Below are 18,414 nucleotides of genomic sequence, written 5' to 3'. Positions count from 1 at the left end.
TCAGACAACGCTCCCGCCGCTTTCAGATATTCGACATAATTCAAGTAGAGTTGAAAATGGGCATCGACCTGTGTTTCATAAGCCTGCTGCCACAAAGCCTGTGCTTCGAGATAGTCCGAGAGTGTCTCCAAGCCCACTTCGTACTGGCTTTTACTGACCTTCATGTTTTCTTCGGCCTGGAGGAGAGAACGGTCGGAAAGTTCGCTTTCCAGCCGGGCTTCGTCGAGGTTATTGGCGGCTTGTGTCAGTTCCAACATCATTTGTTCGTTCATGTTTTCCTGTTCCAGGCGGGATTGCATCAACTTGGCTTTGGCGGCACGCACCTTATTACTTCGCTCGCCGAAATGGAAAAGCGGGATGCTCACGTTCAGCAAGACGGAGAAACTGCCTTTGTCCATCAACATCTGGTCGTTCAGTTCAAAGCCGTGTACATAATCATAAGACCCCATGATGCCGACTTTGGGCAACAGCTCGCTACGGTTCAGCCGCACCTGCTGCCCGGCGATCTCGACCTGTTTATCCAAGATGGCATATTCGGGACGGGCACTGATATCGGAAACCTGGACATCCATCCCCTTTTCTACCGCCGGATAATTGCCGGAAATACGGATATCGGAGACAAGCGGTTTCCCGATCAGATGGCAAAGATTCATAGTCGCCAACCGCAGGGCGTTCTCTGCTTTACGGATGGAGAGTTCGCTTTCGTTCAGCTTCACCTGCACTTTCAAGACATCGTTCTGCGGTTTCAGGCCATGTTTGTAAGCGCTCTCGACATTCGACAGCAGTTCCCGGAGCACAGCGTTATATTTATCCGCTACCTTTTTCATCTCCTGTGCCTTCACGACCAGGGCATAGGCTTTGTCTGTTTTGAGGATCACTTCCGTCTCCGTCAGCGCCTCGTTCATCTCGGCCATCTCTTTCCCCAAGACAGACATCCGGTAGGCAGCCCGGATCTTACCGCCCATATAAAGCGGCTGCTCGACCCGGATTCCGCCCATGTAGACTGTCCCGACTTTATAATCGAGATTGATACCGGGGAAATGGGTATAAATGCCTGTCGGGACCAAGTTCCCGGCTGCATCATACAGAATAACGGGCATTTTGCCACCTTCAATTCCGAATCCGCCGTCCGCCGTACTGTAAAGGCCCATCCCGTTAGCGGTAAAGTTCGGGAAGAAATTCCCTTTATAGCTTTTCATCGTGTACAAGGCACTTTCGGTCTGTTTCACCGATGCCGCCATTTCCTTATTATATTGCAGCGCCATTTCCCGGCACTGCTGCAAGCTCAACGTCTCCTGTGCGAAAAGAGACGACGGGCAGAGAATAGACAACAGGATAATAGATATTTTCTTCATCAGTCTACATGTTTAATATGAAAGAATAATGCGTATAGGACAGGAATAAAAACGAGTGTGATCACCGTTCCGAACAGCAGGCCGCCCATAATGGATGCAGCAAGCGAACCGAACATGGCGTCGGTCAGCAACGGGATCATCCCTAAGATCGTGGTCAAGGCCGCCATCATCACCGGCCGCAGACGGCTCTGGGCACTGTCGATCAAGGCGGTGACCGGCTCCGTCCCCTGCCCGATCTGCAAAGTGATCTCGTCCATCAGCACGATACCGTTCTTTATGATCATTCCTATCAACCCCAATGTCCCGACAATGGCGACAAAGTTGAACGTCTTGCCGGTCACCAACATCGTCATCACCACTCCGACAAATACCATCGGGATACTGCAGAAGATGATAGCCGGCTTGCGGTAATCCTTGAATAGCATGATCAAGATCGCGATCATCAGGATAATGGCCAGCGGGAAATTCTTGAACAGATACTTCATGGACTGGTCGCTGGCGTTCTTCTCACCCTGCCATTGCAGCGAATAGCCTGCGGGGAGTTCGATCTGCTCCAACTTTTCCGCGACTGCCAATCGTGCTTTTTCCGTCTCGATACCCGGCACGGGAGAGCATTGCACGCGCTGGCTGCGTTGTCCGTTGTAGCGAGGAACAACCGGGTCCTCCCATCGCACGTCAATTCCCTTGCTGATCTGTTTCAACGGCGTGCTGCCCATCAGGCTTTCGATCAGTTCTTCCTTCGATAGTGTCCCGGCTTTCAGTTTCACCATGTTTTCTTCGTTCAGCAGGCCGTTCAGCGAAGGGAGCGTCGAAAAGACCTGCGTGTTTCCTAAATCCTCGATCGGTTTTCCCTGTCCGTCCAGACATTTCAAGTAAATATTGTTTTTATGGATGCCTTCGTAGAAAGAACCGATAGGTATACCGCCCGTAGCTGTCAGTAACGAAAGGCTCACGTCGCTGCGGCTCAATCCCAACGCACGGGCGGCCGGTTGGTCGTACTCGATTGTCAGGACCGGAACCTGCGGTTCCCAGTCGGTCGTGATCAGGCAGACTTCCGGCGTATTCTCCATAATATGTCGTGCACTGTCCGCCAAACGGTGCAGGACGGCAGGATCAGGTCCTAAGAATTGGGCCTCGATGGGATATTTCTTAAACATCAGGTTATAACGTTTCAACTTGACGTAAGCATCCGGATACTGCCGTGTCAGGAACTCTTGTATCTCGTCGATATTTTCGACTAGCTCGTCGGGAGATGTAAAGTCGATGATCAACTCCCCATAGGCCAGCGAAGGATTGGCAATGCTTCGCACCAGGTTGTAACGTCCCGGCGTCCCACCAATGGAAGCTGTCACGTTCGTGATCTCCTTCCGGGTTTTCAGATAAGCTTCTATCTCTTTCAGGTCATTCGCCACACGAGTAGAATTATTGCCCTCCGGAAGTTTGTATTCCATATACAACTGATCATACACCATATCGGGGAAGAATCCCTGGCGCAGGAACCGATAGCTGTAGGCGGACAAGAGCAACAAAGCGACCATCGTCAGCGTAAAGCCAAGGCGGTGCAACAAACCGAAACGCAAAGCAGCCCGCAAGATGGCATATATCTTACCTTTATATACACGCTTGCCGGAATTATCGTTTTCCACCGCCGGATGTAACCGCCTGTTTGCCATCAATGGAACGTGGAGTAATGCCAACACCCAGCTCAACAACAGTGAAACGGCCAGTACGATAAACAGGTCGCGCGTATAAACGCCTGCCGTATCCGGCGACATATAAATCGGCAGAAAGGCTATGATAGCGATCAACGTCGCTCCCAACAACGGCATCGCCGTCTGCCGTCCGATAGCGGTCATCGCCTCCATCCTATCTTTCCCGGCTTTCAAGTCCACCAATATGCCGTCGATAATCACAATGGCATTGTCTACCAGCATCCCCATCGCCAGCACGAAAGCCGCCAGAGAGACACGCTGCATCGTTCCCCCGGCGAATTGCAGGAAAAGAAATGATCCGAAAACAGTCACCACCAAACTGATGCCGATAATCAGGCCACTCTTGAACCCCATCGCCAGCATCAGGATAAACACGACGATGACGACGGATTCGATCAGGTTGATGACAAACGTTCCCAGCGAATCCCCCACACGCTCGGGCTGATAGAATATTTTATGGCAATCTACTCCGGCCGGCAGACGGTTATCTTTCAACTCCGCCAGCTTCGCTTCCACGGCTTTGCCGACCTTCACGATATCCGAACCGCTCGAAGCAGCTACCAAAATGCCGATAGAGCGCTCCTGGTTATAGAACATCTCGTTACGGGTTGGATCTTCATACCCCTTTTCGATCAAGGCTATGTCGCGCAGACGCAATTGGTCGTCGTCATGGCCCTGGATAAACATCTTGCCGATGTCGTCCACCGTTTTGAAACGATCGTTCACCGTCACTCGGATGCGGTTGTCCCCGTTATCATAGTAACCGCTATAGGTTGTCTCGTTTTGTCCGTTCAAGGTAGCCAGGACTTCGGCCGGTTTCACGCCGAGGTTGGCCATGCGGTCCTGCAACAGGGAGATATTGATACATTCGGAACGTTCCCCATATATATCCACCCGGTCCACTCCTTCTATTTCGACTACTTCCCGTTTGATCAGTTCGGCATAATCAGCCATCTCCCGATCGGACAGTCCATCGCCCGTCAGTGCGTAGAACATGCCGAACACCTTGCCGAAATCGTCTTGTACGATCGGTGTATTAGCTCCGGAAGGAAGTAAGGCGGAGGCATCGTTGACTTTCCGCCTGAGAAGGTCCCAATGTTGCTCCACGTCATCGTCCTTGACGGTGGTCAGCAGTTCGACCTGGATCAAGGACAGATCATTGAACGAATAGCTTTCGACATTATCGACATTGTCCATCTTACGGATACTTTTCTCAAGCACATCCGTCACTTCCAACTCTACCTGATGGGCCGATGCACCCGGATAGGTAGTTGCCACCATTGCCAGCTTTACCTTGATCTCCGGATCTTCCAGCTTACTCATTTGATAGCAGGCCAAAGCTCCGCCCGCCAACAAAACCGCAACCAGAAAATAGACCAGGTTCCGGTTCTGAAATCCCCATTTGCTTATATCCATCACAACAATCCTCCTACATTCGTTTTAGAACCGATGGCCAAAGGCCGGACATTTTCTCCATCTTCAATATGATGCACGCCGGAGGCAACCACGATTTCACCGGCATGCAGTGTATCGGAAACAACCATCGCACGTCCGTCGGACAACAGGCGCAGAACCGTCACCTCGCGGCTATGGACTTTCCCCGCGGACGGATCATAGACAAACACGTACGTTTTACCATCCTTTTGCAGAAGTGCCCCGCCCGGAACGGAAACCGGCTGCGAATCGCCCTCATTGCAATAGATCGTGACCATCGTATTCATTCCCGGCGAAGGGAGCGGCAACTTGCCGGGAACCATTTGCAGGCGCATCGTGTACAGCTGGTTCGCATTGGCTTTCGGAGTGACGCTGATCAATTTCAAAGGATAGTTTTCTCCCGGATAGAGGTCGAACGTACAGTGGTAGCCATCGAACCGGTCCCGCCGGATATAGTCGGCTGCCGGAAGATTGATTTCCACCTCCGGAATGCCGGCGCTGACCATCGAGATCACGGGCATACCTGCTCCGATCGTTTCATGTGCATCGAACAGCTTTTTCTGTATGAAACCACTGAATGGAGCATATAGCCGAGTATATTCCAACTGGTCTTTATGATGCTGATATTTTGCAGTGATCTGTTTCAGGCCGTACACGGCTTTATCGTTGGCATTAGGCGTGGTCCCGTTTTCTTTATAAAGAGCCATGACACGTTCGGCTTCCGCCTTGATCTGCTTGTATTCGGCCTCCGTAGCATCCAGTTGCACCCGATAATCTGCCGGATCCAATTCGGCCAGCAGTTGTCCTTCCCTCACGCGGGCGCCGTCTTCCACATATATTTTACGGATTGTCCCGCTCACACGGAAAGCCAGGCTGATATCCTGCGCAGCTTTCACTTTTCCTGGGAACTGGAGGGCAGTCTGACTGCTGGCGGAAACGACCGTATCGATCTTGACTGTCTGAGTATCCTTTGTCCCCTTCTCCGAACGGGCACAAGACATAAATAGAATCAAGGATATACCTGCTAAAATAAAATAAATTCGTTTCATAATTTAAGTGTATTTATTTAAAGACAAAATTATCCCGACAGAGCAACCTCGGAAAGGTCAATATGAATAATAAATTGTTCCATTTGTATATTTTCCTCAAAAAGAAGATATAAATATTCTGCGATTTGTATTTTCTTTACCGAAAATTCTTAACTTGATAAAAGAATGTCACCTAAAGAATACCGTAAGTAGCTTTTGGAATTGTTAAAACGCCCAAAACATGTCGTCATACATTTGAAAGCAAAAAGCCAGTTTTAGTATAGTTGTTCCACTGCTCCACAAGAACTATAGAATATTTTATGTACTTTTGTCTCAGAATATAAAAAAACTAAATAACTCAAATTAATCAACATGAAACGCTTAATGGCTAATCATAAACAGAAAAAAGCGATCCTGATCGCTCTTGCTGCGCCATTGATGTTTTCTCCTGCCCCTTTAATGGCTGTGACCGGAACCTCCGAGCCTGTAGTAGCTATCGCCCGGCAGGCGCAAACGATCGTCAGTGTGCAGCAGATCAACCCGACTACGGTCGATGTTGTGTTCTCCAACAATCAACGGATGACATTCGATTTCTATGGAGATAATATTTTCCGTATGTTCCAGGACAACAACGGTGGTATCCTTCGTGATCCGGAGGCAAAACCAGAGGCCCGGATTCTCGTAGATACCCCCCGTCGCCCAGTTTCCAAACTGGACATTCAAGACGATAATGGGCAAGTGACCATCACGACCGGAAAAGTCAGACTCCAGTTGGACAAATCGACCGCCCTGCTGAAAGTCACCAATCTCACCACAAACAAAATCGTTTTCGAAGAGACGAAACCCGTGGTTTACGAAAAAGGGAAAACGATCCTAACGCTGAAAGAGAACCCTGATGAATATTTCTACGGCGGCGGTGTGCAGAACGGACGCTTTTCACATAAGGGAAAAGCTATAGCCATCGAAAACCAGAACAGCTGGACCGATGGCGGCGTGGCTTCTCCCACTCCTTTTTATTGGTCCACAAACGGCTATGGCTTTATGTGGTACACTTTCAAACAGGGGAAATATGATTTCGGCGCCACAGAAAAGAATACGGTAAAACTATCCCACGATACAGACTATCTGGATGTCTTCTATATGATCAATGATAGCCCAGTCGCCCTACTGAACGACTTTTACCAACTGACCGGTAACCCAATACTGCTGCCCAAGTTCGGATTCTATCAGGGACACTTGAACGCTTACAACCGCGACTATTGGGTAGAAGACGAAAAGGGTATCCTTTTCGAAGACGGCAAGCGCTACAAGGAAAGCCAAAAAGATAATGGAGGTATCAAGGAATCGCTGAACGGAGAAAAGAACAACTACCAGTTCTCCGCTCGCGCCGTGATCGACCGCTACAAGAACCACGATATGCCGTTAGGTTGGTTGCTGCCGAACGACGGTTACGGAGCCGGCTACGGACAGACCGAAACATTGGACGGTAATATCCAAAACTTAAAGAGCCTCACCGATTACGCTCATAAGAACGGTGTCGAAATCGGTCTTTGGACACAATCCGACCTGCATCCGAAAGACAGCATCAGTGCCTTGCTGCAACGCGACATTGTAAAGGAGGTACGAGATGCCGGTGTACGAGTCCTGAAAACAGACGTGGCATGGGTCGGTTGGGGCTACTCGTTCGGTCTGAACGGTGTGGCTGATGTCGGACATATCATGCCGTATTACGGAAACGACGCACGTCCGTTCATCATCTCTCTCGACGGTTGGGCCGGCACGCAGCGTTATGCCGGAGTCTGGTCGGGCGACCAGACAGGCGGACAATGGGAATATATCCGTTTCCACATCCCGACTTATATCGGCTCCGGGCTTTCCGGACAACCGAACATCACATCCGACATGGACGGTATTTTCGGTGGCAAGAACCTCGTGATGAATACCCGCGACTTCCAGTGGAAGACCTGGACGCCGATGGAGCTGAACATGGACGGCTGGGGATCGAATGAGAAATATCCGCATGCCTTAGGCGAACCGGCAACTTCCATCAACCGCTGGTACTTGAAAATGAAATCCAGCCTGATGCCGTATGCTTACAGCATTGCCCGCGAAGCGGTAGACGGCAAGCCGATGATTCGCGCCATGTTCCTTGAAGATCCGAATCCTTACACTTTTGGTAAAGCTACACAATACCAGTTCATGTACGGGCCGTACTTCCTCATCGCGCCGATCTACCAAGAGACGCAAATGGATGACAAGGGAAATGACATCCGTGATGGTATCTACCTGCCTGAAGGCGAATGGTTCGACTATTTCACCGGCGAGAAATACACGGGCGGCTGTGTGGTCAACAACTTCGCTTCTCCACTTTGGAAACTTCCTGTATTCGTAAAAGCCGGTGCGATCATCCCGATGACGAATCCGAACAATAACGTAGGGGAAATCGACAAGAATTTGCGCATATATGAACTTTACCCGTCCGGATATAGCGAGTTCGTCGAATATGACGATGATGGTATAACGCAGGCTTATCTGAACGGCAAAGGGACAACCACACGGATCGAAATCAAGAACAATGACCCATCAAAAGTCTCAATCACTATCCATCCGACAACAGGCGATTTTGACGGTTTCGTGAAAGACAAGGCAACCGAACTGCGTATCAATCTCTCGGAAATGCCGAAGAAGATCACCGCTAAAGTCGGTTCCTCCAAAGTGAAACTGGTAGCCGCCCGTTCGATGAACGAATACCAGAACGGTACGAATGTCTATTTCTACGATGTTGCCCCGAACCTGAACAAATTCGCCACCAAAGGAAGCGAATTCGAAAAGAAGACAATCACCAAGAACCCTCAGTTGTTAGTAAAACTAGCTCCGACAGACATCAGCATGAACGGAACGGTTATCATCATCGATGGTTACCAATTCGACACGCCCGACACCCACCGCGTTTCTACCGGTTCTTTGGCCGCGCCGATCGCACAGGTGACGGATGGGAACACGGAAGCTTACACACTAAAACCGACTTGGAATAAAGTTCCCGGCGCCGACTTCTATGAAATAGAATTTAACGGCATGCTTTATACGCAGATCAAGAATGCGGAACTGCTGTTCGACAACCTCTCAGCCGAAACAGACTATTCGTTCAAAATTCGCTCAGTCAACAAGGACGGTTATTCAGACTGGTCTACCTTCTCCGTCAAGACCAAATCCAACCCGCTGGAATTTGCTATCAAAGGCATCCGTGGAGAAGTGACAGCCGAAGAACAGGAAGGCTTTGAAATCTCCCGCTTGTTCGACTATGCCGAGTTAGGCGATATGTTCCACACGAAATACCGCAAGAACGCAATGCCGTTCGATATGATCATCGATCTACGCACCATCAACCAACTGGATAAGTTCCATTATCTGTCCCGCCAGGATGGAGGCAACGGAACGATCCTTGCCGGCGACGTGGCCTACAGCATGGATAAGGAAAACTGGACAGCGGTCGACTCGTTCCGCTGGGAACGTAATGGTGACATGAAAGTATTCACTTTCAAGGACCAACCGAAAGCCCGCTACATTAAATTGCATATTACGGAAGGTGTCGGCAACTACGCTTCCGGACGCGAATTATACGTATTCAAGGTTCCGGGCACGGAAAGCTATCTGCCAGGTGACATCAATAACGACAAAAAGATCGACACAAACGACTTGACCTCGTACATGAACTACACAGGGCTACGCCGTGGTGACAGCGATTTCGATTATGTCAGCGCAGGTGATATTAACCGGAACGGTCTGATCGATGCTTACGACATATCGGTCGTGGCAACCCAATTGGAGGACGGCATCGAGAATCCAGGTACGGACCGTGTAGCCGGAACGATCTTCCTTTCCACTCCGAAACAGACGTACAACGCCGGCGAAACAGTCGAAATCACCGTCAAAGGTGACAGTGTCAAAGCTGTCAACGCTTTGAGTTTCGCATTGCCTTACGACCAACAGGATTATGACTTTGTCGGCATCGAACCGGCAAACCTCGGTACGATGGAAAACCTGACATACGACCGCCTGCATACCAGCGGTCAAAAGGCGCTCTATCCTACTTTCGTCAATCTCGGAGACAAACAAGTGCTCGAAGGTTCTGAAGATCTCTTCACCATCAAGCTGAAAACGAAACGCAAAGTTACATTCAACCTGAAAGCAGTCGACGGCATCCTGGTTGATAAGAATCTGAATATGCAGAAGTTCTGAACAATGAATTTCTGATATAAACGAAAGCAGAAAGGCTTCGCCTACCGGACCATTCCGGGGTGAAGCCTTTTTCATTAAGATTATGAATGTTTTCTGCCCCACAGATGTTATCTTTGCAGAAAAAGCGATAGAACCATCGCATGACAAAGCAAACAAATACATTATGTACTCAGATAAAAAAAACATCCTGCAGCTCGTAGCCCTGCTCATCGAGCATAACATCAAGAAAATCGTTTTGTGTCCCGGCAGCCGCAATTCACCTATTGTACATACGATTGCCAATCACCCGTTCTTCTCCTGCTATCCGGTGACAGACGAACGGAGTGCGGCATTCTTCGCGATCGGGCTGGCATTACATGGCGGTAGTCCGGCTGCTGTCTGCTGCACATCGGGCAGTGCATTACTTAATATTCATCCTGCCGTATCGGAAGCCTTCTATCAGCAAGTGCCATTGGTCGTAATCTCAGCAGACCGTCCCGGGGCCTGGATCGGACAAATGGACGGGCAAACGTTTCCTCAACCGGGTGTTTTCGGTTCGCAGGTTAAAAAATCCGTCAACCTGCCGGAGATACATACCGATGAAGACGAATGGTATTGCAATCGTCTTATCAACGAAGCTCTGCTCGAACTGAACCATCATGGGAAAGGACCGGTGCATATCAACGTACCAATCTCGGAACCGTTGTTCCGCTTCACTACGGAGGAATTGCCCAAGGTACGCGTCATCACCCGCTACCAAGGATTAAATGTCTACGACCGTGAATATACTGGGTTGATCGAGCGGCTGAACAACTACAACCGTCGCATGATCGTTGCCGGTCAGATGAACCTGATCTATCTTTTTGAAAAGAAATATTCCAAACTGCTATACAAGCATTTTGCCTGGCTTACCGAGCACACAGGTAACAAGACCATTCCCGGCATCCCGGTAAAGAATTTCGACGCCGCCCTTTACGCCCTGCCAGAAGAAAAATTAGAGAAGATGGTTCCTGACCTGCTGATCACATACGGTGGACATATCGTGTCGAAACGCCTCAAACAATTTCTCCGCAAGCATCCGCCACGCGAACATTGGCATGTTTCGCTTAGCGGAGAAGTAACAGACCTTTACGGTTCCCTGACAACCGTTATCGAGATGGACCCGTTCGAATTTCTCGAAAAAATCGCTTACCTGCTGGAAAACCGGACAACGGAGTTTCCACGCATCTGGGAAAACAACACCCGCGACCTGCCACAACCGGAATTCAGCTATTCGGAAATGGCTGCTATCGGAACATTGATCAAGTCGCTTCCAACACCTGCGGCCTTGCATTTAGGCAACAGTTCAGCCGTACGTTACGCCCAGTTATACACACTCCCAGAAGATGTCGAAGTCTGCTGCAACAGGGGGACGAGCGGCATAGAAGGATCGCTTTCGACTGCCATCGGTTACTCCGTTTGTTCAGACAAACTGAATTTTGTAGTGATCGGCGATTTGAGTTTCTTTTATGATATGAACGCACTTTGGAACAGCAACTTCGGCTGTAACCTACGTATCCTGCTGCTCAATAACGGAGGAGGTGAAATATTCCAAGCACTTCCCGGACTGAAAATGGAGGATAAAACACGCCGTTTCGTGACAGCTACACACAAAACTTCTGCCAAAGGATGGGCCAAAGAAAGAGGATTCTCTTACCTTCCCGTCCATAACGATGAAGAACTGACGAGTGCAATGGCTGTTTTCACCCAGTCCGCCCCCCACAACCAACCAATGTTGATGGAGGTATTCACGGATGCGTCTGAAGATGTACGGCTACTCAAAGAGTATTTCCACCAACTAAAAAAATAAGAACATAACTCATAATTTATAATTCTAAATTCATCTTATGGAAACAAAAAGAGAATGGACAACCATCAAAGAATATGAAGAAATCCTGTTCGATTTCTATAACGGAATTGCCCGCATCACTATCAACCGCGAACGCTATCGCAACGCTTTCACTCCGACAACAACGACGGAGATGAGCGATGCTCTCTATATCTGTCGTGAACGACCGGATATCAATGTTGTCGTGCTGACAGGAGCCGGAGACACGGCTTTCTGTGCTGGAGGTGATATGCATGTGAAAGGTCACGGCGGCTACATCGGTAAAGATGGTGTGGCACGGTTAAATGTACTCGATGTACAAAAGCAAATCCGCTCGATTCCAAAACCGGTGATCGCTGCCGTAAACGGTTTTGCAATCGGTGGCGGGCATGTGTTGCATGTGGTCTGCGACCTGACGATTGCTTCTGAAAACGCAATATTCGGACAGACGGGTCCTCGTGTGGGGAGTTTCGACGCAGGTTTCGGTTCATCCTATTTAGCTCGCATCGTCGGCCAAAAGAAAGCACGTGAAATTTGGTTTCTTTGCCGCAAATACAATGCACAGGAAGCACTCGACATGGGTCTCGTGAACAAGGTCGTACCTTTGGATAAGCTTGAAGACGAATATGTCGGATGGGCCGAAGAAATGATGTTGCTCAGCCCGCTTGCCCTCCGTATGATCAAGGCAGGCCTCAACGCCGAGCTAGACGGTCAGGCCGGAATCCAAGAGTTGGCTGGCGATGCCACCATGCTCTACTACATGACCGACGAAGCCCAGGAAGGTGGCAAAGCTTTCCTTGAAAAACGCCGCCCCCGTTTCGAAGATTATCCGAAATTCCCATAATCCAAAGTCACAATGGCTATGCACTATCACATAGAGATCCGCCCTAAGACCTTGTACTTCAAAAAGCCGGCAGGGACTTCGCGCGGGACCTACACGGAGAGGAAGAGTTGGTATATCTACCTCACCGCAGAAGAAATACCCGGCCGCCAAGGAATAGGCGAATGCGCTCCTCTGCCTAAACTGAGTTGCGACGACGTGCCTGGATATGAAGAAGTTTTGGCCAAGGCTTGCCAAAACTTCACCCGCACAGGCAGAATCGACGTAGACGGACTGTGCGATTATCCATCTATCCTGTTCGGTCTGGAGACTGCTTTCCGCCACTTTGAAGCCGGCTCCTTTGCCTTGTGGAACACCCCTTTCTCGCATGGCGAGGTGGGTATTCCTATCAACGGACTGATCTGGATGGGAAGCTATGAAGAGATGTTGGAACAAGTGACAGACAAGATAGAATCCGGCTTTCGTTGCATCAAGCTGAAAATCGGAGCGATCGACTTCGATAAAGAATTAGAAATCCTTCGTATCATCCGCAAACAATTTTCATCTGATGAAATCGAACTGCGTGTTGATGCCAACGGTGCTTTCTCGCCGAACGAAGCCATGAGAAAACTGAACTGTCTGGCAAAACTGGACCTGCACTCGATCGAACAACCGATCCGTGCAGGACAGTGGGAAGACATGGCTCTGTTAGCTGCTTCTTCTCCAGTTCCCATCGCCCTCGACGAAGAACTCATTGGCTACAACACACCGGAAAAGAAGAAAGAATTGCTTTCCTTCATTAATCCGCAATATATCATCTTGAAACCGTCTCTTCACGGAGGCCTATATGGTTGTAGCGAATGGATCAAGGAAGCTCAGGATCGGCAGATCGGCTGGTGGATCACTTCTGCATTGGAATCGAATGTCGGCCTGAACGCCATCGCTCAATGGTGCGCAACTTTCGACAATCCGCTTCCACAAGGGTTAGGAACAGGTGGCCTCTTCACCAACAACATTGACTTGCCGTTGTCAATTAACAACGGACAATTAATAATTGACAATGGACAACAAACAATTGATAAGTAAGAAACATCCCGATAATTGTCAATTGTCAACAGTCAATTGCCAATTATCCGAATTCATTTCCGATTGGAAGTCTGTCTCTCCTTACTTGGAAGTACAAACTTCCGGTTCGACCGGTACACCCAAACGAATCATGGTCCGCAAGGAACAGATGGTAAATAGTGCCCGCCTCACCTGCGATTATTTAGGGTTGCGGCAGGGGGATAAAGCCCTCCTTTGTATGCCACTCCGATACATTGCCGGAAAGATGATGGTCGTACGGTCACTCGTGGCAGGGTTAGATTTGGTCATACGTGAACCTTCCGGGCATCCGATGGCAGACATCGACATGCCACTCCGATTCGCAGCCATGATTCCGTTACAAGTATACAATACGCTACAGATTCCGGAAGAACGAGAGCGCCTCTGCCAAATCGATATCCTAATCATCGGTGGCGGCTCTATCGACCATGAACTGGAAACACGGATACAAGAATTGCCTATCTGCGTTTACTCCACCTACGGAATGACAGAAACACTTTCGCATATCGCCCTCCGACGGTTGAACGGACCGGATGCATCTCCTTATTACACGCCTTTCCCGTCTGTCAAGCTATCACTCTCGACTGACGACACACTGATAATAGACGCTCCACTCGTCACCGACGAAACACTTGTCACTAACGATGTCGCCGAACTGCTCCCAGACGGCCGTTTCCGCATCTTAGGGAGGAAAGACAACATCATCAACAGCGGAGGCATAAAAATACAAACGGAGATTGTGGAAGAAATCTTGCGCCCCATCATTCCTACCAATTTTGCCATAACATCCGTTCCAGATCCAAAGTTCGGAGAGGCTATGATTTTATTGATCACCACAGGAAATGACCACTTCCCGAGTAAAAAGACAGCCTCTTCCCTTATTGGAGAACAATCTCTCTCATTACCTGAAAACAATCTCTTTTCCGAGCTGGAAGAAATGATATTTGGAATATTACCCAAATACCAACGTCCGAAGCACATCCTCCGGATTGAATCAATTCCTCTTACCGGTAGCGGAAAGATCGATCGGGCGGCATGCCGGAAATTGGCAATGGAAAGATATACAGGATAAATTAATTCGGGCATCAATTATTTAGTAATAAACATACAAAAACACTATATTTTATGAAGTATTTATCAATCTTCGCCTCCGTCCTTCTCGCCACGGCGTCCGCTTACGGACAAAGTGGGGAAAGTTGCCGGACAGCATCCGATCCGACTCTACAAAAGCCGGAATTATACGCAGGTTATGACTGTGTAAACCTACTCGACAGCACCGCTGTGACCGTGCAGCCTACCGGCTCCGGTTCTTTCACGGTCTGCAAAATCGTCAAAGTTATGAACACGCGCGGGGCCGTCGCCAATCGCATCCTCAAATACGATTACGACCCGCTGACGGCACATGCAGAGTTTCATCGTGTCACCATCTACAAAGCCAATGGCGACGTAATCAACCTCGATATCACCCAACAGCAGGATTATGCCGCTCCTGCCCGCGCCATCTATTGGGGAGCACGGCAGATCATGATGGAAATAGGCCGTCTCGATCCGGGCGATATCATCGATTATCAGATCAACAAAAAAGGTTTCACCTATGCCCTGTTGACTGGCGGTATAGGCAACGACGAATCCCGTTTCATCCCGCCCATGCGCGGACAATTCTATGATATCGTCCCCTTCTGGACAACCGAGCCAACTGTCCGCAAGGTATATAAGGTAAACATCCCGATGGAGAAAGAAATGCAGTTCCAGTTCTATCAAGGAGAATGCACCTCTTCCATGCGTTACGAGGACGGTCGGAAAGCTTATACGTTCGTCAGCACAGACATCATGCCGACCCGACGCGAACCGAACATGGTCGACCTGTTTGACGCCGCACCGAAACTGATGATGTCCAGCACACCACGCTGGCAAGACAAATCCCTTTGGTTTAACAAAGTGAACGAAGACTACGGCAGTTTCAGTGCCATTCCCGAAGCCCAGAAGAAAGTAGACGAATTGATCCGGGGCAAAAAGACGGAGATGGAAAAGATCGCCGTCCTCACCCACTGGGTTGCCGACAATATCCGTTACTCCGGTATTTCGATGGGCAAAGGCGAAGGCTACACGCTGCATAACCTGAAGATGAACTACACGGACCGTTGTGGTGTCTGTAAAGATATTGCCGGTACCTTGATCGCTTTCCTGCGTATGGCAGGCTTCGAAGCCTATCCAGCCATGACAATGGCCGGTAGTCGCGTGGAAAGCATCCCGGCCGACCACTTCAACCACTGTGTCGCCGTTGTGAAACTTTCCAGCGGAACCTATATGCCGCTCGATCCTACTTGGGTCCCCTTCTGCCGCGAACTGTGGAGCAGTGCCGAACAACAGCAAAACTATTTACCGGGAGTTCCCGAAGGTTCCGATCTCTGTCTCACGCCGGTTTCCGCACCGGAAAACCATTATGTCCGCATAAAAGCCAACAACCGCTTGGATGCCAAAGGTACGCTGACAGGACAGTTCACGATCACAGCCGAAGGACAGTCGGACAGCAATATCCGCCGTATCTTCACCACCGGCTGGCAGTCGCAATGGCAGGCCGCATTGGAAAGCCAACTTCTTGCCGTATCACCTAAAGCTCGTCTTATCAGCGTGGACTATGGCAAAGACCCGAAGAACTACCAGGCTGCACCGATCAAAATGACATTCCGTTATGAAATACCAGGTTATGCCCTTTCAGGAGAAGGAGAAATGCTGTTCAAGCCGATGGTGATGAATAACCTTTATAACCAAGTAAAAAGTTACCTGCGCATCAACACCGACCTCGAAGAACGCCGGTATGGTTTCAAGGATGCCTGCTCACGTCTGGTCGAACTGGACGAAACGATCCAACTCCCCACAGGTTATAAGCTAGCGGGTAATGGAAAAGAAGACAGTGCGCAAAGTTCTGCCGCCGACTTCGAAGGTTCCCTCCGCCAGGACGGTAACAAAGTGGTGTTGCACCAAAAGCTAGCGCTGAAGAAACGCGTGTACGAGGCAGGCGACTGGAATGGTTTCCGTAACGCCGTGAATGCACATAAATCATTCGGGGATTATATCGTCATAAAACGATAAGGTCTTCCCTCTTCATAAATCACAAATTATAAATCATAAATCAAATGATACGAAACAAACATAAGTTCGCCTTCCTTCTTTGTATGCTACTAATGACTACGACAGTTTTTGGAGCATCGGAAGCCGAATACAAGAAATTAGCAAAGACCTGGACACTCAATGCCGACGGCAGCCAAGAGTTCCGCTATAAAATGGAACTGACACTTTTCACCCACACGGCCATGAACGGCACATACGGAGAAAGCTTCATCGTGTACAATCCGCAATACCAGGAACTGAAGATCAACTCGTCTTACACCAAACAAAAAGACGGCACAATCATCAAGACACCGGACAATGCTTTCGTGGAAGTCCTTCCCCGCAACGCGGCTGATGCTCCGGCTTACAACCACCTGAAAGAAATGGTTGTCGTCCACACAGGCCTAGAACTGGGAGCAACTATCTATCTCGACTACACAGTCACATCCAAACCAGGCTATCTGCCGGAGGTAGACATTTTCGAAGAACTGCTCCAATCCTCTCCCGTCAAAGAATACACACTGACGATCGTGATACCCGAAGCCAAAGAACTTGCCTACACACTGACAAACAATCCGGCAAAAGCATCTGTCAAACGATCCGGTGGAACCTGTACGACAAGCTGGACATTACGTAACCTGCCAGCATCTTCCCGCGCTCCGTTCGTCTATGTCAAGAACGGCGATGTTCCTTTTCTCGCCGCCACGACTTACGCATCCGAAGGAGAAGCATTGGCAACCCTGCTCAAACAGTTCAATCCGTCCGGCGATCCACAACTCACGACTCTGGCTGAGAGCCTGACCGAAGGGGAAAAAAAGGACGAAGACAAACTGGAAGCTATCCTCGAATACACGACCAACCACATTGCCAACAACGGGCTGACATTGGATCAGACCGGCTATCGCCTCCGCCCTGCCGATGCCGTCATGAGCACAGCGTACGGAACTGAAGTCGAAAAAGCCAATTTGCTCGCAGGATTGTTGGATGGGGCCGGCTTCAAAGCCGAACCAATGGCGACTTACCAGGCTTATGCAGACAAAGGGCTGGCGCTAAAGGCTGTCGACCAACTGTTCGTCTCCTGTATGGTGAACGGCGAATTATATTTATTTTCCACCTCTTCTACCCACCGTCCGCAAACGGTGAACTTTGACCGGACTCCTCTTTTCAGCCTGCAAACAGGAAAACCGGTAGCTATTGCCGTTCCACAGGATTACCAGATCAAGAGCGACATCGCAGTTCGTTTCAAAGATGGAAAAGTGACGACATCCACTAAAGAATCTGTCGGTAAAGAATTGATGCCTTATTTCACAACAGGTAACAGCGAAAACGAACAAACTGCTCCTTTAAAGGTGGAAAACGGGTATGCAACGATCTCACTGCCGGATGCCGGATATGGCTTCTCCCATCTGCCTTATGGCTACCTGAACAGCCAGCGGAAAGAAAACCTGCTGATCCCACGCCCTGTCAACGAAGTCTATACATACACGATCGAATGTCCTGAAAATATGGAACTGCGCACCCCGGAAACCGACAAGACGATCCGCAATGCCGCCGGTAGCCTGACCATCTCCGTCAAGAAAAACGGACGTACGGCAACCGTCACCCGTAGCCTGGAACTGAACAAACAACTCTATACACCTGCCGAATACAAGGAATTGCGCCAGCTTTTGACAGAATGGAGCGACGTAAACGGAAAGACTCTATTGTTTTCAGTACGATAAAGACAATTACTTTTAGGATGGCCGATACTGCCTGTTATATTAAT

General features: G+C 49.5%; 10 protein-coding genes. 7 read left to right on the top strand and 3 right to left on the bottom strand.

The annotated features are described in order from the left end of the window. From BHV83_RS17365 to BHV83_RS17355, 3 genes are all read right to left on the bottom strand, one after another. The coding region (locus BHV83_RS17365; RefSeq protein ID WP_286757815.1) for a TolC family protein at nt 1-1,355 on the bottom strand (1,355 nt) is incomplete at its 3' end. Beyond that, nucleotides 1,355-4,483, bottom strand: a complete 3,129-nt coding sequence (locus BHV83_RS17360) for an efflux RND transporter permease subunit (RefSeq protein WP_195489597.1) — start codon at nt 4,481-4,483, stop codon at nt 1,355-1,357. The genes BHV83_RS17360 and BHV83_RS17365, both read right to left, overlap by 1 nt. Continuing rightward, entirely contained in the window at nt 4,483-5,550 is a 1,068-nt protein-coding gene (locus BHV83_RS17355; RefSeq protein ID WP_046451945.1) for an efflux RND transporter periplasmic adaptor subunit, read from the bottom strand. The genes BHV83_RS17360 and BHV83_RS17355 overlap by 1 nt, the downstream gene beginning before the upstream one ends. Nucleotides 5,551-5,901: 351 nt before the next feature. On the opposite strand from BHV83_RS17355, the gene BHV83_RS17350 reads away from it, so the two are divergent. The 7 genes from BHV83_RS17350 to BHV83_RS17320 all read left to right on the top strand — a co-directional run bounded on the left by BHV83_RS17350 (nt 5,902) and on the right by BHV83_RS17320 (nt 18,370). Next, entirely contained in the window at nt 5,902-9,768 is a 3,867-nt protein-coding gene (locus tag BHV83_RS17350) for a TIM-barrel domain-containing protein (protein WP_286757814.1), read from the top strand. A gap of 163 nt (nt 9,769-9,931) precedes the next feature. Then, nucleotides 9,932-11,596 (top strand): 2-succinyl-5-enolpyruvyl-6-hydroxy-3-cyclohexene-1-carboxylic-acid synthase, encoded by a 1,665-nt coding sequence (gene menD, locus BHV83_RS17345; protein ID WP_005648772.1) that lies wholly within the window; start codon nt 9,932-9,934, stop codon nt 11,594-11,596. Between the two features lie 37 nt (nt 11,597-11,633). Next, nucleotides 11,634-12,458, top strand: coding sequence for a 1,4-dihydroxy-2-naphthoyl-CoA synthase (gene menB, locus BHV83_RS17340; RefSeq protein ID WP_005638730.1), 825 nt, complete (start codon nt 11,634-11,636; stop codon nt 12,456-12,458). 18 nt (nt 12,459-12,476) lie between these two features. Continuing rightward, a complete protein-coding gene (locus tag BHV83_RS17335) occupies nt 12,477-13,520 on the top strand; it encodes an o-succinylbenzoate synthase (protein WP_286757816.1) in 1,044 nt (347 codons plus the stop codon). Next, a complete protein-coding gene (locus BHV83_RS17330; protein WP_286757813.1) occupies nt 13,495-14,610 on the top strand; it encodes an AMP-binding protein in 1,116 nt (371 codons plus the stop codon). Before BHV83_RS17335 ends, BHV83_RS17330 begins: the two co-directional genes overlap by 26 nt. Nucleotides 14,611-14,663: 53 nt before the next feature. Further along, nucleotides 14,664-16,631 carry a DUF3857 domain-containing transglutaminase family protein gene (locus BHV83_RS17325; protein ID WP_119216257.1) on the top strand — a complete coding sequence of 656 codons (1,968 nt, stop codon included), beginning with the start codon at nt 14,664-14,666 and terminating at the stop codon, nt 16,629-16,631. A 44-nt stretch (nt 16,632-16,675) separates the two neighbouring features. Beyond that, nucleotides 16,676-18,370: a DUF3857 domain-containing protein gene (locus BHV83_RS17320; RefSeq protein WP_286757812.1), complete on the top strand. Its 1,695-nt coding sequence runs from the start codon at nt 16,676-16,678 to the stop codon at nt 18,368-18,370. Nucleotides 18,371-18,414 lie beyond the last annotated feature (44 nt).

This window comes from Parabacteroides sp. merdae-related_45_40 (assembly GCF_001915675.1).
The sequence above is the reverse complement of the archived record's forward strand: the minus strand, read 5'-3'. Positions and strand labels throughout refer to the sequence as shown.

What these genes read in the sequence shown, in the direction of transcription:
- BHV83_RS17360 (WP_195489597.1), bottom strand. Translation starts at nt 4,483, where the DNA reads ATGGATATAAGCAAATGGGGATTTCAGAACCGGAACCTGGTCTATTTT.
- menB (WP_005638730.1), top strand. Translation starts at nt 11,634, where the DNA reads ATGGAAACAAAAAGAGAATGGACAACCATCAAAGAATATGAAGAAATC.
- BHV83_RS17335 (WP_286757816.1), top strand. Translation starts at nt 12,477, where the DNA reads ATGCACTATCACATAGAGATCCGCCCTAAGACCTTGTACTTCAAAAAG.
- BHV83_RS17325 (WP_119216257.1), top strand. Translation starts at nt 14,664, where the DNA reads ATGAAGTATTTATCAATCTTCGCCTCCGTCCTTCTCGCCACGGCGTCC.
- BHV83_RS17330 (WP_286757813.1), top strand. Translation starts at nt 13,495, where the DNA reads ATGGACAACAAACAATTGATAAGTAAGAAACATCCCGATAATTGTCAA.
- BHV83_RS17350 (WP_286757814.1), top strand. Translation starts at nt 5,902, where the DNA reads ATGAAACGCTTAATGGCTAATCATAAACAGAAAAAAGCGATCCTGATC.
- BHV83_RS17320 (WP_286757812.1), top strand. Translation starts at nt 16,676, where the DNA reads ATGATACGAAACAAACATAAGTTCGCCTTCCTTCTTTGTATGCTACTA.
- menD (WP_005648772.1), top strand. Translation starts at nt 9,932, where the DNA reads ATGTACTCAGATAAAAAAAACATCCTGCAGCTCGTAGCCCTGCTCATC.
- BHV83_RS17355 (WP_046451945.1), bottom strand. Translation starts at nt 5,550, where the DNA reads ATGAAACGAATTTATTTTATTTTAGCAGGTATATCCTTGATTCTATTT.